This window comes from Pantoea sp. USHLN298, from assembly GCF_037149395.1.
Classification (GTDB): Bacteria; Pseudomonadota; Gammaproteobacteria; order Enterobacterales; family Enterobacteriaceae; genus Pantoea; species Pantoea astica.
Genome location: NZ_JBBCRO010000002.1, coordinates 608,153 through 626,445 on the forward strand (window position 1 = coordinate 608,153; position 18,293 = coordinate 626,445).

The 18,293-nt window shown below is 53.7% G+C and carries 20 protein-coding genes and 1 pseudogene; 19 read left to right on the forward strand and 2 right to left on the reverse strand.

Annotation, left to right across the window (positions count from 1 at the left end; translation table 11 throughout):
• Positions 1 to 39 precede the first annotated feature (39 nt).
• Positions 40 to 264 carry a phage neck terminator protein gene (locus WFK59_RS22075; protein ID WP_442956301.1) on the reverse strand — a complete coding sequence of 75 codons (225 nt, stop codon included), beginning with the start codon at positions 262 to 264 and terminating at the stop codon, positions 40 to 42.
• Positions 265 to 503: 239 nt separating this feature from the next.
• Between WFK59_RS22075 and WFK59_RS07570 the strand changes: the two genes are divergently transcribed.
• The 4 genes and pseudogenes from WFK59_RS07570 to WFK59_RS07585 all read left to right on the forward strand — a co-directional run bounded on the left by WFK59_RS07570 (position 504) and on the right by WFK59_RS07585 (position 3,844).
• Positions 504 to 1,121 (forward strand): hypothetical protein, encoded by a 618-nt coding sequence (locus WFK59_RS07570; protein WP_262287628.1) that lies wholly within the window; start codon positions 504 to 506, stop codon positions 1,119 to 1,121.
• Complete coding sequence (locus WFK59_RS07575) at positions 1,114 to 1,599, forward strand: NUDIX hydrolase (protein ID WP_262287627.1); 486 nt, start codon at positions 1,114 to 1,116, stop codon at positions 1,597 to 1,599. The genes WFK59_RS07570 and WFK59_RS07575 overlap by 8 nt, the downstream gene beginning before the upstream one ends.
• 323 nt (positions 1,600 to 1,922) lie before the next feature.
• Positions 1,923 to 2,981: pseudogene (locus WFK59_RS07580) on the forward strand (IS3 family transposase).
• A 287-nt stretch (positions 2,982 to 3,268) separates the two neighbouring features.
• Positions 3,269 to 3,844 (forward strand): site-specific integrase, encoded by a 576-nt coding sequence (locus WFK59_RS07585; protein ID WP_442956302.1) that lies wholly within the window; start codon positions 3,269 to 3,271, stop codon positions 3,842 to 3,844.
• 35 nt (positions 3,845 to 3,879) lie between these two features.
• Here WFK59_RS07585 and fliE read toward each other — a convergent pair whose 3' ends face one another.
• Positions 3,880 to 4,191 carry a flagellar hook-basal body complex protein FliE gene (gene fliE / locus WFK59_RS07590; protein WP_233987820.1) on the reverse strand — a complete coding sequence of 104 codons (312 nt, stop codon included), beginning with the start codon at positions 4,189 to 4,191 and terminating at the stop codon, positions 3,880 to 3,882.
• Between the two features lie 231 nt (positions 4,192 to 4,422).
• On the opposite strand from fliE, the gene fliF reads away from it, so the two are divergent.
• The 15 genes from fliF (at position 4,423) to WFK59_RS07665 (ending at position 18,291) form a co-directional block, all read left to right on the forward strand.
• Positions 4,423 to 6,156, forward strand: coding sequence for a flagellar basal-body MS-ring/collar protein FliF (gene fliF, locus WFK59_RS07595; protein WP_336755503.1), 1,734 nt, complete (start codon positions 4,423 to 4,425; stop codon positions 6,154 to 6,156).
• Positions 6,153 to 7,145, forward strand: coding sequence for a flagellar motor switch protein FliG (fliG, locus tag WFK59_RS07600; protein ID WP_094121972.1), 993 nt, complete (start codon positions 6,153 to 6,155; stop codon positions 7,143 to 7,145). The genes fliF and fliG overlap by 4 nt, the downstream gene beginning before the upstream one ends.
• The gene (fliH, locus tag WFK59_RS07605; protein WP_233987818.1) at positions 7,138 to 7,830 is read left to right on the forward strand and encodes a flagellar assembly protein FliH; all 693 of its coding nucleotides are present in this window, start codon (positions 7,138 to 7,140) and stop codon (positions 7,828 to 7,830) included. The genes fliG and fliH overlap by 8 nt, the downstream gene beginning before the upstream one ends.
• Positions 7,830 to 9,191, forward strand: coding sequence for a flagellar protein export ATPase FliI (fliI, locus tag WFK59_RS07610; RefSeq protein ID WP_094121974.1), 1,362 nt, complete (start codon positions 7,830 to 7,832; stop codon positions 9,189 to 9,191). The genes fliH and fliI overlap by 1 nt, the downstream gene beginning before the upstream one ends.
• 28 nt (positions 9,192 to 9,219) lie before the next feature.
• Positions 9,220 to 9,663, forward strand: a complete 444-nt coding sequence (gene fliJ, locus WFK59_RS07615) for a flagellar export protein FliJ (protein WP_233987817.1) — start codon at positions 9,220 to 9,222, stop codon at positions 9,661 to 9,663.
• The gene (locus WFK59_RS07620; protein WP_336755504.1) at positions 9,660 to 10,940 is read left to right on the forward strand and encodes a flagellar hook-length control protein FliK; all 1,281 of its coding nucleotides are present in this window, start codon (positions 9,660 to 9,662) and stop codon (positions 10,938 to 10,940) included. The genes fliJ and WFK59_RS07620 overlap by 4 nt, the downstream gene beginning before the upstream one ends.
• Positions 10,941 to 11,069: 129 nt before the next feature.
• Positions 11,070 to 11,555 carry a flagellar basal body-associated protein FliL gene (gene fliL / locus WFK59_RS07625; protein ID WP_336755505.1) on the forward strand — a complete coding sequence of 162 codons (486 nt, stop codon included), beginning with the start codon at positions 11,070 to 11,072 and terminating at the stop codon, positions 11,553 to 11,555.
• A 4-nt stretch (positions 11,556 to 11,559) separates the two neighbouring features.
• Positions 11,560 to 12,567 carry a flagellar motor switch protein FliM gene (fliM, locus tag WFK59_RS07630; RefSeq protein WP_031377092.1) on the forward strand — a complete coding sequence of 336 codons (1,008 nt, stop codon included), beginning with the start codon at positions 11,560 to 11,562 and terminating at the stop codon, positions 12,565 to 12,567.
• A complete protein-coding gene (gene fliN, locus WFK59_RS07635; protein WP_094121979.1) occupies positions 12,560 to 12,967 on the forward strand; it encodes a flagellar motor switch protein FliN in 408 nt (135 codons plus the stop codon). Before fliM ends, fliN begins: the two co-directional genes overlap by 8 nt.
• Positions 12,968 to 12,969: 2 nt before the next feature.
• Positions 12,970 to 13,368, forward strand: a complete 399-nt coding sequence (gene fliO, locus WFK59_RS07640; protein ID WP_233987814.1) for a flagellar biosynthetic protein FliO — start codon at positions 12,970 to 12,972, stop codon at positions 13,366 to 13,368.
• A complete protein-coding gene (gene fliP, locus WFK59_RS07645) occupies positions 13,368 to 14,099 on the forward strand; it encodes a flagellar type III secretion system pore protein FliP (protein WP_233988159.1) in 732 nt (243 codons plus the stop codon). Before fliO ends, fliP begins: the two co-directional genes overlap by 1 nt.
• A 25-nt stretch (positions 14,100 to 14,124) precedes the next feature.
• Complete coding sequence (gene fliQ, locus WFK59_RS07650; protein ID WP_031377095.1) at positions 14,125 to 14,394, forward strand: flagellar biosynthesis protein FliQ; 270 nt, start codon at positions 14,125 to 14,127, stop codon at positions 14,392 to 14,394.
• Positions 14,394 to 15,179, forward strand: a complete 786-nt coding sequence (gene fliR, locus WFK59_RS07655; RefSeq protein WP_094121981.1) for a flagellar biosynthetic protein FliR — start codon at positions 14,394 to 14,396, stop codon at positions 15,177 to 15,179. Before fliQ ends, fliR begins: the two co-directional genes overlap by 1 nt.
• A 629-nt stretch (positions 15,180 to 15,808) precedes the next feature.
• Complete coding sequence (gene rcsA / locus WFK59_RS07660; protein WP_293002693.1) at positions 15,809 to 16,444, forward strand: transcriptional regulator RcsA; 636 nt, start codon at positions 15,809 to 15,811, stop codon at positions 16,442 to 16,444.
• 140 nt (positions 16,445 to 16,584) lie between these two features.
• Positions 16,585 to 18,291, forward strand: coding sequence for a methyl-accepting chemotaxis protein (locus WFK59_RS07665; protein WP_293002696.1), 1,707 nt, complete (start codon positions 16,585 to 16,587; stop codon positions 18,289 to 18,291).
• Positions 18,292 to 18,293: the final 2 nt, after the last annotated feature.

Below are 18,293 nucleotides of genomic sequence, written 5' to 3' on the forward strand. Positions count from 1 at the left end.
GCCCCCATTGGTTGTTGATGAGCTCGGGGAAGCCTTCAATTAGCTGTATTCAGCGAGTGAAAGCTCTTTTTGTTTGAGTGTCTCATTGTTCTGCTCGATCTTCAGGCCGTCGCGAAACAGGTTTGCGATGGACTGACTTTGAGGGCCATAGAAGGATACGAGCGTTTCGATAACTTCGTGACGCCAGAGTTGATCGCTTTCTTCAGTCTGATTAGTGAATGCGGGGCTTTGTCGGAGGTGAAGCCGATAATGCCGAATCCGCACAAGTTTTTATCGGCTGCCAGCAGCGCGGCCTAAGTTGCGTCCAGCTTGGTCGCACCATGCCCGATGGATAGCCTTGAAGTTTGATCTATGAAGCCGGATGTCGTCTTTTGGTATCTCCATAGCAATACTGTTATCATTGGTAAATGTGGAATTTAAGGTTCTTAATGGTTTCCAGTCGTTGCGTTTTAGAACTAATAACTTTATAAGAACTATTTATAAAATACATTTCAGGAGTTCCAATGTCAGCATCAAAAGATTTTCTGATGTCAGTTTATGAAAGATGTAATGATCATATAAAAGAGCAGTCTTCTAAAAGAGATCAAACCATTGCTTTCTATCTGGTTATCTTGTCGTTTTACATTGGTTCATATACAGCCTTCAGCAAAATGATATCCAGCCAATATTCAGCTATATTTTTAAATTTAGTTATATGTATGATCGGAGGAATGGTAATAAGAACCCTCTCTGGCTTGCGCTCTTGGCAAATGCAATATACTGACTCGGCCCTGGCACTTAATAAAATACTTTCAAGGAATGAATTTGATTTCAGTGATGTCAACGAAAGCATTAAGCATTTCTTCCAAAAGCAGAACCAAAAATATAGCAATATGGATTTTAGAGGGATGTTAAAAGGTATTGAGAACAGAGTTATATTTTGCATGATCCTAATATCTGGATTTCCGACTGCTATATTGGTCAAAGAAATATTCTTGCTATTGAAGGTCAACAATGATTTATTGACCGCAACCGTTAAAGTGTTGGTCTATTTCACGTATGTCTTATATTACCTCTATAATACAAGAAAGATTATACGCCGTTCTGCTAACCAACCAACATGGATCGTCAATTTTGAATAAGGTTATTTTCGAAAACAACATGCTATCTGTCTCAGTTGATAAAATGAGACATCTTAAGTTGCATCAAAAAAATGGTGGTGTTGTAATAATAGCCGCCCACGAAAATAAATATGCAATCATTCAACACATCAGGAATAGTGAGGTTTTATACGAATTTCCTCGCGGATTCCTTGAGGCTGGAGAAAGCCATTTAATTGGCGGCGAAAGAGAACTGAAAGAAGAACTGAATTTAGAATCATCTAATAGTCATTTACTTGGACAACTATTAACTGACTCAGGATTAATCTCAGATAATATCCAGGTGATTCTTTGCGAAGTTGATGATATAGATCAACTCTCCCCTCAAAAAAATGAAGGCATCATGTGCTGTAAATTCTACTCACGCGAAGAGATCTTTGACATGATCAAACAAGGTTTAATAAAAGATAACTTCACTTTATCATCCATTATTTTATTGATTACTAAAAATTCAAGTTAAGACCCCTTGCTGAAATTGTACAAAAAAGCCGCCTGCTCTTTGCAAACCGAATTAGTAAAGCGCAGTCATGAGGATATATTAAACTTTTTTGTTAATTACTCATACAGCCTTCCGGTATTTAGCCCAACTGCTGCTCAAACTCAGCATCCAAAATTGTGTCATGTATCTCTTCGATTGCGTGCAGCCGGTACCGGAACTGCTCCCCGTTGATTAATACACCGCGATGTTAGTAATGTCTTCATAAGCCACGTGAGGACATCCCCATGAAGAAGCGTTTTTCCGACGAACAGATCATCAGTATCCTCCGCTAGGCTGAAGCCGGGATTTCTGCCCGTGAGCTCTGCCGTAAGCACGCCATTTCCGACGCCACCTTTTACACCTAGCGTAAGAAGTATGGCGGTATGGAGGTGCCCGAGGTTAAGCGCCTGAAGTCGCTTGAGGAAGAAAACACCAGGCTCAAGAAGCTGCTTGCCGAAGCCATGCTGGATAAGGAGGCGCTTCAGGTGGTTCTTGGGCGAAAGTACTGACGACAGCCAGAAGCGGGAAGCCGTGGTGTTGATGTGTGATGCGACCGGTCTGTCGCAACGTCGTGCCTGTAGGCTTACAGGTTTGTCCCTGTCGACCTGCCGTTATAACGCTCAGCGTCTGGCTGCTGATGCACATTTATCAGGGCGTATTACTGAGCTGCCGCTTGAACGCAGACGTTTTGGTTATCGGCGCATCTGGCAGTTGCTGCGTAGGGAGGGCCTTCACGTCAATCACAAGCGGGTATACCGAATTGACTACCTAATAGACTCAGCGTAAAACGCAGACGACGCCGTAAAGGGTTGGCGACCGAACGGTTTCCGCTTCTGCGCCCGGATGCACCGAACCTTACATGGTCGATGGATTTCGTTATGGACGCACTGGCCAACGGTCGCAGGATCAAGTGCCTGACCTGTGTGGATGATTTCACGAAGGAGTGTCTTACGATCACCGCTGCTTTCGGTATTTCAGGCGTTCAGGTCACGCGTATTCTGGACAGCATTGCGCTGTTTCGCGGCTATCCGGCTACGATAAGAACCGATCAGGGCCCGGAGTTTACCTGCCGCGCGCTCGATCAGTGGGCCTTTGAGCATGGAGTGGAGCTGCGACTTATCCAGCCCGGCAAGCCGACACAGAACGGATTTATTGAGAGTTTTAACGGACGCTTTCGCGATGAATGCCTGAATGAACACTGGTTCAGCGACGTCAGTCATGCCAGGAAAACCATCAGCGAATGGCGTCAGGATTATAACGAATGTCGTCCGCACTCCACGCTGAATTATCAGACGCCGTCTGAATTTGCAGCGAGCTGGAGAAAGGGAAATTCTGAGAGTGAAGGATCCGACATTACTAACTGAGTTTTGTATTTAATCCTGGGGGTAGGTCATCGATGTTGTTTAGCACCGAGTAATAGCCGCCGGCAAAGACTTTCGAAGCGATACGAGCTTTAGGCACCAGCTCACTATTGCCATTGAAGGCGCTGATTATTGATCCCTAAGCTTACGTTACGATGTCTGATGGCAGTGAAGATGGGCTTTCCAGCTCAACCCGGAAGTAGGTTTTGGTTTGCGTCGGCGTGTTCCAGGTGCTGGCAGTTACGTAACCTGTGGTCGCTGGCCGTCTACACCGGTAGAGGCATGGCGAAATCTGCGCACTGGCATGGGAAGATATCGACCTGATAAAAGGCACTATCACAGTGAAGCGTAACCTGACAATCCTCGGTGACTTTACCCCAACTAAAACTGCGTCAGGTCTGCGCACTATTTATCTGGTAGATGCAGCTGTCACGACTCTCAAAGATCAGCAGGAGCTGACCAGACTGAAGGGATCGTCCGTCATTACAGTGCATTCCCGGGAATATGGCAAAAAGAGCGAAGAGGAACTCACCTTCGTCTTCAACCCGACAGTGAATGCGGTCAACAATAAAAGTGAAAACTATTATGCGGTGTCATCTCTGCCACAGACATGGAGAGCTGCAATAAGGAAGGCCGGGCTGACTTATCGTAAGCCATACCAGTCCCGGCAAACTTATGCATGCCGGTCACTTTCTGCCGGCGCAAATCCAAACTTCATAGCCAGTCAGATGGGCCATGCAAATGCTCAGATGGTTTATCAGGTATACGGATCCTGGATGAAGGAAAACGACGAGGCACAAAGGAGTCTTCTGAACGAAAAACTCAACGAATTTGTCCCACAGGTGTCCCGCACCAAGGCGATCTGAACGATATACCCATATTATTCAATAAGTTAGATTCCCTAAACCTGCATATTCATAATATCGCTGTACGCCGATACCAGCTTGTTCCTGACCTGAATCCCCATCTGCATCGAGATAGATGATTTCTGCAGATCGACCATCACATCATTTAACGCGATGCCCGGTTTCCCCATCTCAAAATCCTGCGCCTGTGTGCGGGCAGTGGTTTGCGTCTCGCTGATCTTATCCAGCGCGGCTTTCATGGTTGCGCCGAAATCGATCTGGTTGGGCGCTTCGCTGCTGCGGTTGCTCGCCTGCAGCGAGGTGACCTGAAGCTGCTGAAGTACCCCGTCGATTGCCTGAATGGACATTAACGTTACCTTGTAAAAGTGGTGAAGTTTTTCTGTGTTCAAAAATCTAGCACGTTGTCAATGAGACAAAGGCGCTAAATGACAGCAAAAACCCCGGCTTATCCAGCCATCAAATTTTCGGTTTCAACAAATAATGCCTGGCATTGAAGTGGAATTTTTATTTACGCAGGTCAGGGAGTCTGTTTTGCCATCTCAACTAACCCGGTCAATTACGTCAGGCAGGAATCGGTCATGAATGCGAGTGCAGCCGCCACACAAGATCAAGAAAAGAAAGGCTTCGGTGACCTTCTCGCTCGCCTGCGCGCAAATCCGCGTATTCCTTTAGTCGTCGCCGCCGCCGCTGTTATCGCCATTGTGATTGCAATGGTGCTGTGGGCTAAAGCCCCCAGCTACAGCGTGCTCTACAACAACCTGTCAGATGAAGATGGCGGTGCTATCGTCACGCAGCTGACACAGATGAACATTCCCTATCGTTTCGCCGAAAATGGCGGCGCACTGATGGTGCCGGAAGAGAATGTCCATGAGCTGCGTCTGCGTCTGGCACAACAGGGCCTGCCGAAAGGTGGCTCGGTCGGCTTCGAACTGCTGGATAAAGAGAAATTCGGTATCAGCCAGTTCAGCGAGCAGGTCAACTACCAGCGTGCGCTGGAAGGCGAACTGGCTCGCACCATCGAATCGCTGGGTCCGGTCAAAACTGCCCGCGTCCATCTGGCGATGCCAAAACCCACCTTATTTGTGCGTGAGCAGAAAGCGCCTTCAGCCTCGGTCACATTAACCCTGCAGCCGGGTCGTGCGCTGGATGAAGGTCAGATTCAGGCCATCGCCCACATGGTTTCCAGCAGCGTGGCGGGTTTGCCGCCAGGCAACGTCACGGTGGTCGATCAGACCGGTCGCCTGCTGACCCGCTCTGATAGCGTTGGCCGCGATCTGAATGATGCACAACTGAAGTACGCCTCAGATGTTGAAACCCGCTATCAGCAACGTATCGAAGCGATCCTGAATCCGATTCTCGGCCAGGGCAACGTGCATGCGCAGGTGACGGCACAGATCAACTTCGACACCAGCGAGCAGACCGACGAGAAATATCAGCCTAACGCGAACCCGTCTAACGCGGCGATTCGCTCGCGTCAGACCAGCACCAGCGATCAGTCAGGCAGCCCGTATCCGGGCGGCGTGCCGGGCGCGCTCTCTAATCAGCCCGCGCCAGCCAATACCGCGCCGGTGAATACACCAGCCGCCAATGGCCAGAACGCCAACGGACAGAACGCGAATGGTCAGAATGCCAACGGCCAGAACAACGCGGCACAGACCACCAGTACCGCAGCGGCCAGCAGCACGCCGACCAACTCACGTCGCGACGACACGGTCAACTATGAGCTGGACCGCACCATTCGCCATACCAAACTCAACGTTGGCGACGTGCAGCGTCTGTCGGTGGCGGTCGTCGTCAACTATCGCGAAGACGATAAAGGTAAAGCGGTTGCGCTGAATGAGCAGCAGCTGAAGCAGATTGAAGATCTGACCCGCGAAGCGATGGGCTATTCCCAGACCCGTGGTGACAGCATCAACGTGGTGAACTCGCAGTTCAATACGACCGAGCCGACCACGGGCGACCTGCCCTTCTGGCAGCAGCAAGCGTTCTTTGATCAGCTGATGAATGCCGGTAAATGGCTGTTGGTGGCGCTGGTGGCCTTCATTCTCTACCGCAAACTGGTTCGTCCGCATCTGGTTCGTAAGAAGGCGGAAGAGAAAGCCGCTGCTGAAGCCGCCGCCGCGCGCGCCGCCGAACCGGCAGAAGAAGAAGCCTATAACGTACAGCTCAGCAAAGATGAGCTGGATCAGGAACGTAAGTCCAGTAACCGCATGAGCGCAGAAGTGATGAGTCAACGCATCCGCGACATGTCTGAAAACGATCCGCGCGTTGTTGCGCTGGTGATTCGCGAATGGATGAGTAAAGAGCTATGAGTCTGACCGGAACCGAAAAAAGCGCCATCCTGATGATGACCATCGGCGAAGAGCGCGCAGCGGAAGTTTTCAAACACCTGAACCAGCGTGAAGTGCAACACCTGAGCGCCGCGATGGCCAGTATGCGCCAGGTGTCGCACAAGCAGCTGACCGAAGTGCTACGTGAGTTTGAGACCGATGCCGAGCAGTTTGCGGCGCTGAGCCTCAACTCCAATGAATACCTGCGTTCAGTGCTGATTAAAGCGCTGGGTGAAGAGCGTGCCTCCAGCCTGCTGGAGGATATCCTCGAAACCCGCGAAACCACCAGCGGCATGGAAACGCTCAACTTTATGGAGCCACAGGCGGCTGCCGATCTGATCCGCGACGAGCATCCACAGATCATCGCCACCATCCTGGTCCACCTCAAACGCGGTCAGGCGGCGGATATCCTGGCGCTGTTCGACGAGCGTCTGCGCCACGACGTGATGCTGCGTATCGCCACCTTCGGCGGTGTCCAGCCAGCGGCGCTGGCCGAACTGACCGAAGTGCTCAACGGCCTGCTGGATGGAACCAACCTCAAGCGCGCGAAGATGGGCGGCGTGAGAACCGCAGCCGAGATCATCAACCTGATGAAAACGCAGCAGGAAGAAGCGGTTATCGAAGCGGTACGCGACTTCGACGGCGAGCTGGCGCAGAAAATTATCGACGAGATGTTCCTGTTCGAAAACCTGGTGGAAGTCGACGACCGCAGCATCCAGCGTCTGTTGCAGGAAGTGGAATCCGAGCAGTTGCTGGTGGCACTGAAAGGTGCCGAGCAGCCGCTGCGCGAGAAATTCCTCAAAAACATGTCAGCCCGTGCGGCCGATATCCTGCGCGACGATCTGGCCAACCGTGGACCAGTTCGTATGTCGGCAGTGGAAAACGAGCAGAAAGCGATCCTGCTGGTGGTACGCCGCTTAGCCGAATCGGGCGAGATGGTGATTGGCGGTGGCGAGGAAACCTATGTCTGATGCATTTTCTGCCCGCCCGTGGCAGCTGTGGCAGCCAACCGATTTAGGCCGTTTCGATCAGCCTGAACCGGAGCCACAGCCGGAGATCACCGAATTTACCGCCGAAGTGGATGAGCAGCAGCAGCAACTGGAACGTCTGCAACAGCAGATGCGTAAAGAAGCGCAGGGCCAGGGCTACAACGAAGGTCATCAGCAGGGGTTTGCCGAAGGTCAGAAAGCGGGCTACGACGCCGGTTTTCAGCAGGGCCTGGCCGATGCGCAGCAGCAGCAGGCGCCGTTACAGGCGCGGATGCAGCAACTGGTGACGGAATTTCAGAACACGCTGGAATCGCTGGATAGCGTTATTGCTGCCCGGTTGATGCAGCTGGCGCTGGAAGCCGCCCGCTCGGTGATTGGCCAGGCGACCACGGTCGATGGCAGCGCCCTGCTGCGTCAGATTCAGGGATTACTGCAGCAGGAACCGATGTTCAGTGGTAAACCGCAACTGCGGGTGCATCCGGACGATCTGCAACGTATCGAGCAGACGCTGGGCCCGACGCTGGATCTGCACGGCTGGCGTCTGCTGGCGGACAACACGCTGCATCCTGGCGGCTGTAAACTCAGCGCCGAAGATGGCGACCTCGATGCCAGCGTGGCGACGCGCTGGCAGGAACTGTGCCGTCTTGCCGCGCCGGGAGAAGTGTAATGACCACCCGCCTCAATCGCTGGCTGGGCGCGCTCGACGCGTTCGAAAAACGTATCGCCCAGGTTCAGCCAGTGCGCCGCTATGGTCGCCTGACCCGCGCCACCGGTCTGGTGCTGGAAGCGACCGGCCTGCAGTTGCCGCTCGGTGCGACCTGCATTATTGAACGTAACAATGGCAACTCCATCAGCGAAATCGAAAGCGAAGTGGTGGGATTCAACGGACAAAAACTGTTGATGATGCCGCTGGAAGAGGTGGATGGCATTTTGCCTGGCGCACGCGTCTACGCGCTGCAGAACGGTGAAAATCCACAGGCGGGTAAGCAACTGCTGTTAGGCCCGCAACTGCTGGGCCGGGTGCTGGACGGTAGCGGTCGTCCGCTGGATGGCCTGCCATCACCGGATACCGGCTATCGTGCGCCGCTGATCACCCCGCCGTTCAACCCGTTACAGCGAACGCCGATCACCGATGTGCTGGATACCGGCGTGCGTGCGATTAACTCGCTGCTGACGGTAGGACGCGGCCAGCGTATGGGCCTGTTTGCCGGTTCCGGCGTCGGTAAGAGCGTGCTGCTCGGCATGATGGCGCGCTATACCGAAGCTGACGTGATTGTGGTCGGGCTGATTGGCGAACGTGGCCGCGAAGTTAAAGACTTTATCGAGAACATTCTGGGTGCCGAAGGTCGTGCCCGTTCGGTGGTGATCGCCGCGCCCGCTGACGTCTCGCCGCTGCTGCGTATGCAGGGTGCCGCTTACGCCACCCGTATCGCCGAAGATTTCCGCGATCGCGGCAAACATGTGCTGCTGATTATGGACTCCCTCACCCGCTACGCGATGGCGCAGCGTGAGATCGCGCTGGCGATCGGTGAGCCGCCTGCCACCAAAGGCTATCCACCGTCGGTGTTCGCCAAACTGCCGGCGCTGGTCGAACGTGCCGGTAACGGCATTGATGGCGGCGGATCGATTACCGCCTTCTATACCGTGCTGACCGAAGGTGATGACCAGCAGGACCCGATCGCTGACTCCGCGCGCGCCATCCTCGATGGTCACATTGTGCTGTCGCGTCGGCTGGCGGAAGCGGGTCACTATCCGGCGATCGATATTGAAGCCTCAATCAGCCGTGCGATGACCTCGCTGATTGATGAGAACCATTACGCACGCGTGCGTCAGTTTAAGCAGTTGCTCTCCAGCTACCAGCGCAACCGCGATCTGGTCAGCGTGGGCGCCTACGCCGCCGGCAGCGATCCGATGCTGGATAAAGCCATCAAGCTCTATCCACAAATGGAAGCGTTCCTGCAACAGGGCATTTTCGAACGCAGCGATTATGACGACGCCTGCCTGCATCTGCATGCACTGTTCGGCTAATCGACGCGATTAACGCAAGGTAACGGCCATGAAAACTGCAAATGCCATCGACACGCTTCGCGATTTAGCGGAGCAGGATCTGGAGCGCGCCGCGATCTATCTGGGCGATATGCGTCGCGGTCAGCAGGCGGCTAATGAACAGCTGACCATGCTGCTCGACTATCAGGACGAATATCGCAACAAGCTCAACGACGATATGTCGAGCGGCATCGCCAGCACCCGCTGGACCAACTATCACCAGTTTATTCAGACGCTGGAAAAAGCGATCGATCAGCATCGCAATCAGCTCAACAACTGGAACCAGCGTTTAGAGCAGGCGCTGATCAACTGGCGTGAGAAACAGCAGCGACTGAACGCGTATCAGACCCTGATCACCCGGGCAGCAGAAAATGCATTACGACAGGAAAACCGTCTCGACCAGAAACGGATGGATGAATTTGCCCAACGGGCCGCATTGAGGAGAGGCGAATGATTACGCTGCCACACATTTCCACCAAAGCGGCGGTAAAAACCGACGCGGAACCATCAGTTTCCACTGACTTTGCGGCAGGCACCGATGCCCTGCCGCACGACTTTCTGACCACGCTGGGAAACCAGTTGCTTAACCTGGTAAAGCAGCAGGGAAAAGCTGCGCAATCGGCTGATGCCAAAACAGAAAGTGAGACTGACGCCCAGCCTGCCGCGCCGCTGAATGCGCTGATCGCGGCACTGGATAATCCGGCTGCGCTGAGCGCACTGTTTAAACCGGAAAATATTAAAGCCGGCACCAAATCAGCCGATGATAAAGACAAGCCGGAAGCCGCACCGTTAAGTGCCAGCGATATGCAAAATGTTCAGGCGCTGTTCGCCATGTTACCGACCGCACCAGCGGCGGCGAGCGCCAGCACCAGCCCGGTCAGCGAACTGCCGGGTGAGCTGGGGATTCAGAGCGACAGCACGCGCAAAAGCCTGACCTCACTGGCCCAGATGCTGACCGGCAGCGGTCAGGAGAATAAAGAATCCGGCGCGGATCAGCCGCCTGGCGTGAAAAACGCAGCGCTGAATGCGCCCGCGGTGAGCAGCGCCGCCAGCCCGGTCAGTACGGCTGCGGTAAACAGCAACAGCGCCAGCAGCACTCTGACGCTGGACAGCAGTTTTCAGCAGGCGCTGAGCCAACTCACCCGGCAGGACGATCAGGCCGCGATGAAAGCCAGCGCCAGCGATAGTTCGCTGATCGCCAGCACGCCGATCTCCAGTGCCAGCAGCCTGGCACCGCCGATGATGGCGTCGTCGACCACCAGCACGCCTTCCACGCCGATGCTGAATGCCCAGCTGGGCAGTGATGAGTGGCAGCAGGCGTTAAGCCAGCAGATTGTGATGTTCAGCCGCAACGGTCAGCAGAATGCCGAGCTGCGGTTACATCCGGCAGACCTGGGCGCTATCCAGATCAGCCTGAAACTGGATAACGACCAGGCACAAATTAATCTGGTTTCCGGCCATAGCCACGTCAGAGCGGCGCTGGAAGCCGCGATTCCGCAGCTGCGCAGCGCGCTGGCAGAGAGCGGAATCAACCTGGGTGAGAGTCAGGTCAGCAGTGACAGTTCCGCGCAAGGCCAGAGCTTCCAGCAACAGCAGGAGACGCGCCGCGACGGACAGCATGGCCGCTTCTCTCTCGCTCAGGAGAGTGATACCGACATCACGCCGATTGCCGTTCCCGCTGCCCTTCAGGCGCGCGTAAACGGTAATGGCGCGGTCGACACTTTTGCCTGATAGCGACAAACGCTGAAGGTAAGCGTAAAACCCGCGTCTTTTCTTCCCATTGTTTGACTTAAGACGCGGGATAATCTGTCCAGGTGAGCCGAGAGGCTTGCCCATAATTCACAGGAAGTAACTGCAAACATGTCTGATAACGCGAAAGCTAAAGGCCGCAAACGTAAACTCTTAATTCCGGTGTTGCTCATTGTGACGCTGGCCGCTTGCAGCGTGGCAGGCTATGCAGTCTGGCGAATGATGAATAAACATGAGGGCGATAAGCCGGAGGTGGCGAAAGTCGAACCGCCTCCCGCCCCGGTCTTTTTTGCACTTGATACATTTACGGTTAACCTGGTCAATCCCGACAACGATCCTGACCGCGTGCTGTACGTAGGCTTTACCCTGCGTCTGGCCGATGAGGATACCCGACGTCGGTTAAATGACTATCTGCCTGAGGTGCGCAGTCGTCTGCTGCTGCTGCTCTCGCGTCAGAGCGCTGCGGCGCTGGCGACAGAGCAAGGAAAGCAAGCGCTTGTTGAACAAATCAAACAGGTGCTGGCACCACCACTGGTAAAAGGTCAACCTCCGCAGGCCGTGAACGATGTGCTGTTTACTGCCTTCATTTTGAGGTGAATCAATGGGCGATAGCATTCTCTCCCAGGCTGAAATTGACGCCCTATTAAACGGCGACAGTGGCAGCGCGGAAGAAGAAAAGAAACAAAACGGGCCGGAAGGCGATATTCGTCCTTACGACCCGAACACCCAGCGTCGCGTGGTGCGCGAGCGTCTGCAGGCGCTGGAGATTATTAACGAGCGTTTTGCCCGTAGTTTCCGTATGGCGCTGTTTAACCTGCTGCGCCGCAGCCCGGATATCAGCGTGGGTGCGATCAAGATTCAGCCGTATCACGAGTTTGCCCGCAATCTGCCGGTGCCAACCAACCTGAACCTGATCCACCTGAAGCCGCTGCGCGGTACGGCACTGGTGGTGTTTTCACCGAGCCTGGTCTTTATCGCAGTGGACAACCTGTTCGGTGGTGATGGCCGCTTCCCGACCAAAGTAGAAGGTCGCGAGTTTACCCATACCGAACAGCGCGTGATCCGTCGCATGCTGAAGCTGGCGCTGGATGGTTACAGCGATGCATGGAAAGCCATTTATCCGCTGGACGTCGAGTATGTACGTTCAGAGATGCAGGTGAAGTTCACCAACATCACCACCTCACCGAACGATATCGTGGTTAACACGCCGTTCCAGGTGGAGATTGGTAACCTGGTGGGTGAATTTAACATCTGCATCCCGTTTTCAATGATTGAGCCGCTGCGCGAGCTGCTGGTGAATCCACCGCTCGAGAACTCCCGCCAGGAAGATAACCACTGGCGTGACAACCTGGTAAAACAGGTGCAGCACTCCGAGCTGGAACTGATTGCGCACTTTGCCGAAACCTCGCTGCGCCTGTCGCGAATTTTGCAGCTGAAACCCGGCGACGTGCTGCCGATTGAGAAACCGGAACGCATTATCGCCCATGTGGATGGCGTACCGGTCTTAACCAGCCAATATGGCACGATGAATGGCCAGTACGCGCTTCGTGTCGAACACCTGATTAACCCGATTTTGAATTCGCTGAACGAGGAACAGCCCCATGAGTGACAGTAATAAGCCGTCTGATGATATCTCTGCGGACGATCTGTGGGCTGAAGCAATGAATGAGCAGGTCGGCAGCAGCAGCGCGCCGCAAACCGATGACGTGTTTAAGTCATTCGACAGCGGCAACGTCTCCGGCTCCCTGCAGGATATCGATCTGATCATGGATATCCCGGTCAAACTGACCGTGGAACTGGGCCGCACCAAGATGACCATCAAAGAGCTGCTGCGTCTGACGCAGGGTTCGGTGGTGTCACTGGACGGTCTGGCCGGCGAACCGCTGGATATTCTGATCAACGGTTACCTGATTGCCCAGGGTGAAGTGGTGGTGGTGAACGATAAATATGGCGTGCGCATCACTGACATTATTACCCCGTCCGAACGTATGCGTCGTCTGAGTCGCTGAGAATGAATAGCCAGAATCAAAGTCTGCAACCTGCTGCGCCGCACGCGCAGCCGATTTCAACCGGCTCCATGGTGGTGCAGGTCAGCAGCATGTTAGCCGTGATTATTTTGTTGATTCTGGCCTGCGCCTGGCTGGCGCGCCGTTTCGGCTTCGCGCCGAAGAAGGTAAGCAGCCAGGAGCTGAAACTGACCGCCAGCGTGCAGGTGGGTCAGCGTGAGCGGGTGGTGATTGTCGATACCGCCGATGCCCGGCTGGTGCTCGGCGTCACCGCACAGCAGATTACCCATCTGCATACCCTGCCGCCGGGTGCGCCGCTGGCAACTACGCCAGTCAGTGCTGCACCTCAGGATTTTCGTCAGCTGTTACAGAATCTGGTTAAACGTCCCGGAAAACCTCAATGATGCGTCGACTGCTTCCTTTATTGCCGCTGCTGTTGCTGGCACCGGTTGCCCATGCCCAGCTTCCGGGCCTGGTGAGTCATTCGCTGCCGAACGGCGGCCAGAGCTGGTCACTGCCGGTGCAGACGCTGGTGTTTATCACCGCGCTGACCTTTCTTCCGGCCGTGCTGCTGATGATGACCAGTTTTACCCGCATCATCATCGTATTTGGTTTGCTGCGTAACGCGCTGGGTACGCCCTCCGCGCCGCCGAACCAGGTGCTGCTGGGGCTGTCGCTGTTTCTGACCTTCTTTATTATGGCGCCGACCTTCGACAAGATTTACCAGGACGCCTATCTGCCGTTCAGCCAGGACAAAATCAGCATGGATGTGGCGATTGAGAAAGGGGCTCAGCCGCTGCGTGAGTTTATGCTGCGTCAGACCCGTGAAGCCGATCTGGCGCTGTTCGCCCGGCTGGCGAACAGCGCGCCTATTGCCGGTCCGGAAGCGGTACCGATGCGCATTCTGCTGCCCGCCTACGTGACCAGCGAACTGAAGACCGCTTTCCAGATTGGCTTTACCGTGTTTATCCCGTTTCTGATTATTGACCTGGTGGTCGCCAGCGTGCTGATGGCGCTGGGAATGATGATGGTGCCACCGGCGACGATCTCACTGCCATTTAAGCTGATGCTGTTTGTTCTGGTCGATGGCTGGCAACTGCTGGTCGGCTCACTGGCGCAAAGTTTCTACTCCTGATCCCACCCTTTTCCCGGAGCACAACATGACACCCGAATCAGTAATGGTAATGGGCCAGGAGGCGATGCGCGTCGCCCTGATGCTGGCCGCCCCGATGCTGCTGGCTGCGCTGGTCAGCGGCCTGCTGATCAGCCTGTTGCAGGCGGCGACGCAGGTCAATGAGCAGACCCTGTCGTTTATCCCGAAAATCCTGGCGGTGGCCACCACCGGCATTATCGCTGGCCCGTGGATGCTGAATCTGCTGCTCGACTATATCCGCACCGTCTTTTCCAACCTGCCTTACATCATCGGCTGATGATTACTCTCGACAGCAGCCAGCTGGTGCACTGGGTAAGTCAGTTTTTCTGGCCGCTGGTGCGTATTCTGGCGTTGCTGGCCTCTGCGCCACTGCTTAATGAACGATCTATCAGTCATCGGGTCAAAATTGGTCTGGCGGTGATGATCACCTGGCTGTTAATGCCGCTGCTGCCTCCGGTTGACGTAACGCTATTTTCGCCCGCCGGCTTCTGGCTGCTGATCCAGCAGATGCTGATTGGTATTGCGCTCGGTTTCACCATGCAGTTTGCGTTTGCCGCGGTGCGTACCGCCGGGGAAGTGATTGGGCTGCAGATGGGCCTGTCGTTCGCCACCTTTTTCGATCCCGGCAGCCGCCTTAACATGCCGGTACTGGCGCGTTTTTTAGACATGCTGGCGATGTTACTGTTCCTGACCTTCAACGGACACCTGTGGCTGATCTCGTTGCTGGCGGACAGTTTTCATACGTTGCCCATCGGCGGACATCCGCTAAATGCCAATGCGTTTATGGCGCTGGTGAAATCGGGCGGATTAATTTTCCTTAATGGCATGATGTTAGCGCTACCGTTAATCGTTTTGCTCCTCATGCTAAATCTGGTACTAGGTTTGTTAAACCGTGTTTCACCACAGTTATCAATCTTCGCAATTGGCTTCCCTGTCACCTTATCAGTGGGCATTTTGACTATCAGTATGCTGATGCCACTGCTCGCCCCATTCTGTGAGCATTTGTTCGGTGAAGTGTTTGATTTACTCGCCCTGTTCCTCACAGAACTATCCCGTCCCTGAACATTAAGTTTCTAACTATCTTCATGAAGTGATACTTAAGTAACGCAAAACCATCCGTGCATTTTGCAAACCATATTTTCCAGAAAGCAACTAAGGAAAATCTGATAAATGTGCTGAGAGTCTGAAAATAATTCTTATTAAACCGGGCTTCGCGTATTTTAGTTGGGCGGTTCACAGTAGCGGTTAGACTGTGATTTTGTTGACAAAATCGGCAATACATTGAATTTGAACAAAAAAAATTCTTTAGTGATTTTTCTTGTTAAAAAATGTTTTTTCCGGCATTGTCAACACACGCTGAGACATCACACTTTCGTAAAACAAATGTTTTTAAGATTTGTCCTATCAGAAAACTCCGGGTTTTCAGCGATAGTGACAGCGCTCCCAAAAACAGAGTCTTACTTAACCTCCGGTATTTCACTGGCATTCCCCGCCATTGCCGGAGAATGCGTGACGTCAAAGCAGCACAAACTTTTTTGCAGAACGGGTCAGGGATGAAGACTTTTACGGGCGGTTGCCTGTTACCACACTGCACGAGCAGAATAAAAAAGTGCCTTAGAAATCTCTCTCGTACCGCAACGCGTAATTCATCGTTGATTTAAACGGATAACAAATTGGTGAGGGTCGCTATTATGCCAACGATTATTATGGATTCCTGCAACTACACACGCCTGGGATTATCGGACTACATGTCTTTTAAAGGAGTTAAGAAGAAAAATATCACTTCTGCCTCCGATATTGAGCAACTACAGCAAAAATGTGAACAATTAAAACCTGGTGTCGTCTTTATTAATGAAGACTGCTTCATTCATGAACCTGACTCCAGCGAACGTATCCGCAGCATTATTATGCAGCACCCTGATACGCTGTTTTTTATATTCATGGCGATTAGCAATATCCATTTTGAGGAATACCTCTACGTTCGTAAGAACCTGATTATTACATCAAAATCGATAAAGACCTCGACACTGGATTCCTTGCTGAGCACCTATTTGCAGAAAAAACTCAATCAGTCTGCGCGTATCTCTTCCGGCATGGATGTTCATCCATTGACGTTGAGCCAGACCGAGTCAAATATGCTGAAGATGTGGATGTCAGGTCACGACACCATTCAGATCTCAGATAAGATGCAAATTAAGGCGAAAACCGTTTCGTCACACAAAGGTAATATTAAACGCAAAATCAAAACCCATAATAAGCAGGTTATTTATCATGTGGTGCGTTTAACAGATAATGTCACGTCGGGTATTTACGTCAACGTACGATAATCTCCCGCAATGAAAACCGGCCGCTCTGGCCGGTTTTTTTTTGCTCTGAACTGAGATCCAGATCTCACTCCTGCCGCTAAGCCTTTCCGCCCTCTTGCCGATGTTAACCCTTATAACAACAGCCTCAAGAGAGCAAGGATATGAACACTGCATTGGTTAATGATGGACAGAATACCTCAGGCATATGGCAGAACCTGCGCCTGGTTCCGCTGTTTAGCCTGATCTTCGGCGGCATTCTGCTGCTGTTTGCACTCTGTATTGGTGTCGCCAGCTACTTTCTTATTTCAGGGAATCACTCGCTCAGCGATGCCACCGACGAAATTCAGGTGCGCATGGGGATCTCGAATAGCTCAAACCATTTACGCACCGCCCGTCTGACCATTATTCAGGCCGGAGCCGCCGCGCGTATTGGTGAGATGGATGAGTTCCGCGCCAACGTAGCGGCGGCGGAGAAACGCATTCAGCAGGCCAAAGACGGGTTTAAAGTCTATGCCGACCGTAAGGTGAAATTGCCTGAGGATGTCGCGCTGGATGACCAGCTCAAGGCGCGCTTTAACGACTACATTGAAAAAGGCCTGATACCGATGATTAACGCCGGTAAACAGGGCAGTTTCGAAGGCATCATCGCTCAGGAAACTGACGTCACCCGTAAGCTGGATGCGGATTACAATGCCGTGCTGCTGAAGGCGATCAAAATCCGTACCGATCGCGCCAATGCCATCACCGCAGAAGCGAATCAGCAGTCGCGTATTGGCTTTATTGCTATGGCGGTGGCTTTTGGCGCTGCGCTGGTGCTGGTGGTGCTGACCTTTGTGTTCCTGCGTCGGGTGGTGATTAATCCGCTGCGTCAGTCGGTGTCGCGCATAGAGCGGATTGCGCAGGGCGATCTCACCGCACCTCCGCTGCCGCACGGTCGCAGTGAAATCGGCACGCTGATTCATAATCTGCAATTGATGCAGCAGTCGCTGGTGAAAACCGTTGGCACGGTACGTGAAGGCGCGGTCGCCATTTATCAGGGCTCCAGTGAAATCTCTGCCGGGAATACCGATCTCTCTTCGCGGACCGAGCAGCAGGCTGCAGCCCTGGAGCAGACCGCTGCCAGCATGGAACAGCTTACCGCAACGGTGAAACAGAACGCCGAAAACGCCCATCACGCCAGCCAGCTGGCCGCCGATGCCTCAGGCAAAGCGCGCAGCGGGGGCGATCTGGTGAGCAACGTGGTAAAAACCATGAACAATATTTCCGGCAGCTCGAAGAAAATTGCCGAGATCACTAACGTCATTAACAGCATCGCTTTCCAGACCAACATCCTGGCCCTGAACGCGGCGGTAGAAGCGGCGCGCGCCGGTGAGCAGGGTCGCGGCTTTGCTGTAGTCGCCAGTGAGGTGCGTAATCTGGCTCAGCGCAGTGCGCAGGCGGCAAAAGAGATTGAGTCGCTGATTGGCGAGTCGGTAACGCTGATTAAGGATGGTTCGCAGCAGGTCGGTGATGCCGGTAGCACCATGGGCGAGATTGTCGAAGCGGTACGTCGGGTGACCGATATCATGGCAGAGATTGCCGCCGCCTCCGATGAACAGAGTCGCGGTATTCAGCAGGTCAGCCAGGCGGTCACCGAGATGGATAACGTCACCCAGCAGAACGCCTCGCTGGTGGAAGAAGCCTCGGCCGCTGCGGCCTCGCTGGAAGATCAGGCTGGTAAGCTGACTCAGGCGGTATCGGCGTTCCGCCTGCAGGATACGCCGGCCACTGCCGGGATGGCGCCCCGCGCGTCAGCACCGGTGAAAACCCCTGCCCTTGCAGCCCGTCCGGCGCTGGCAAGCGGTAATGAAAACTGGGAAACCTTCTGAGT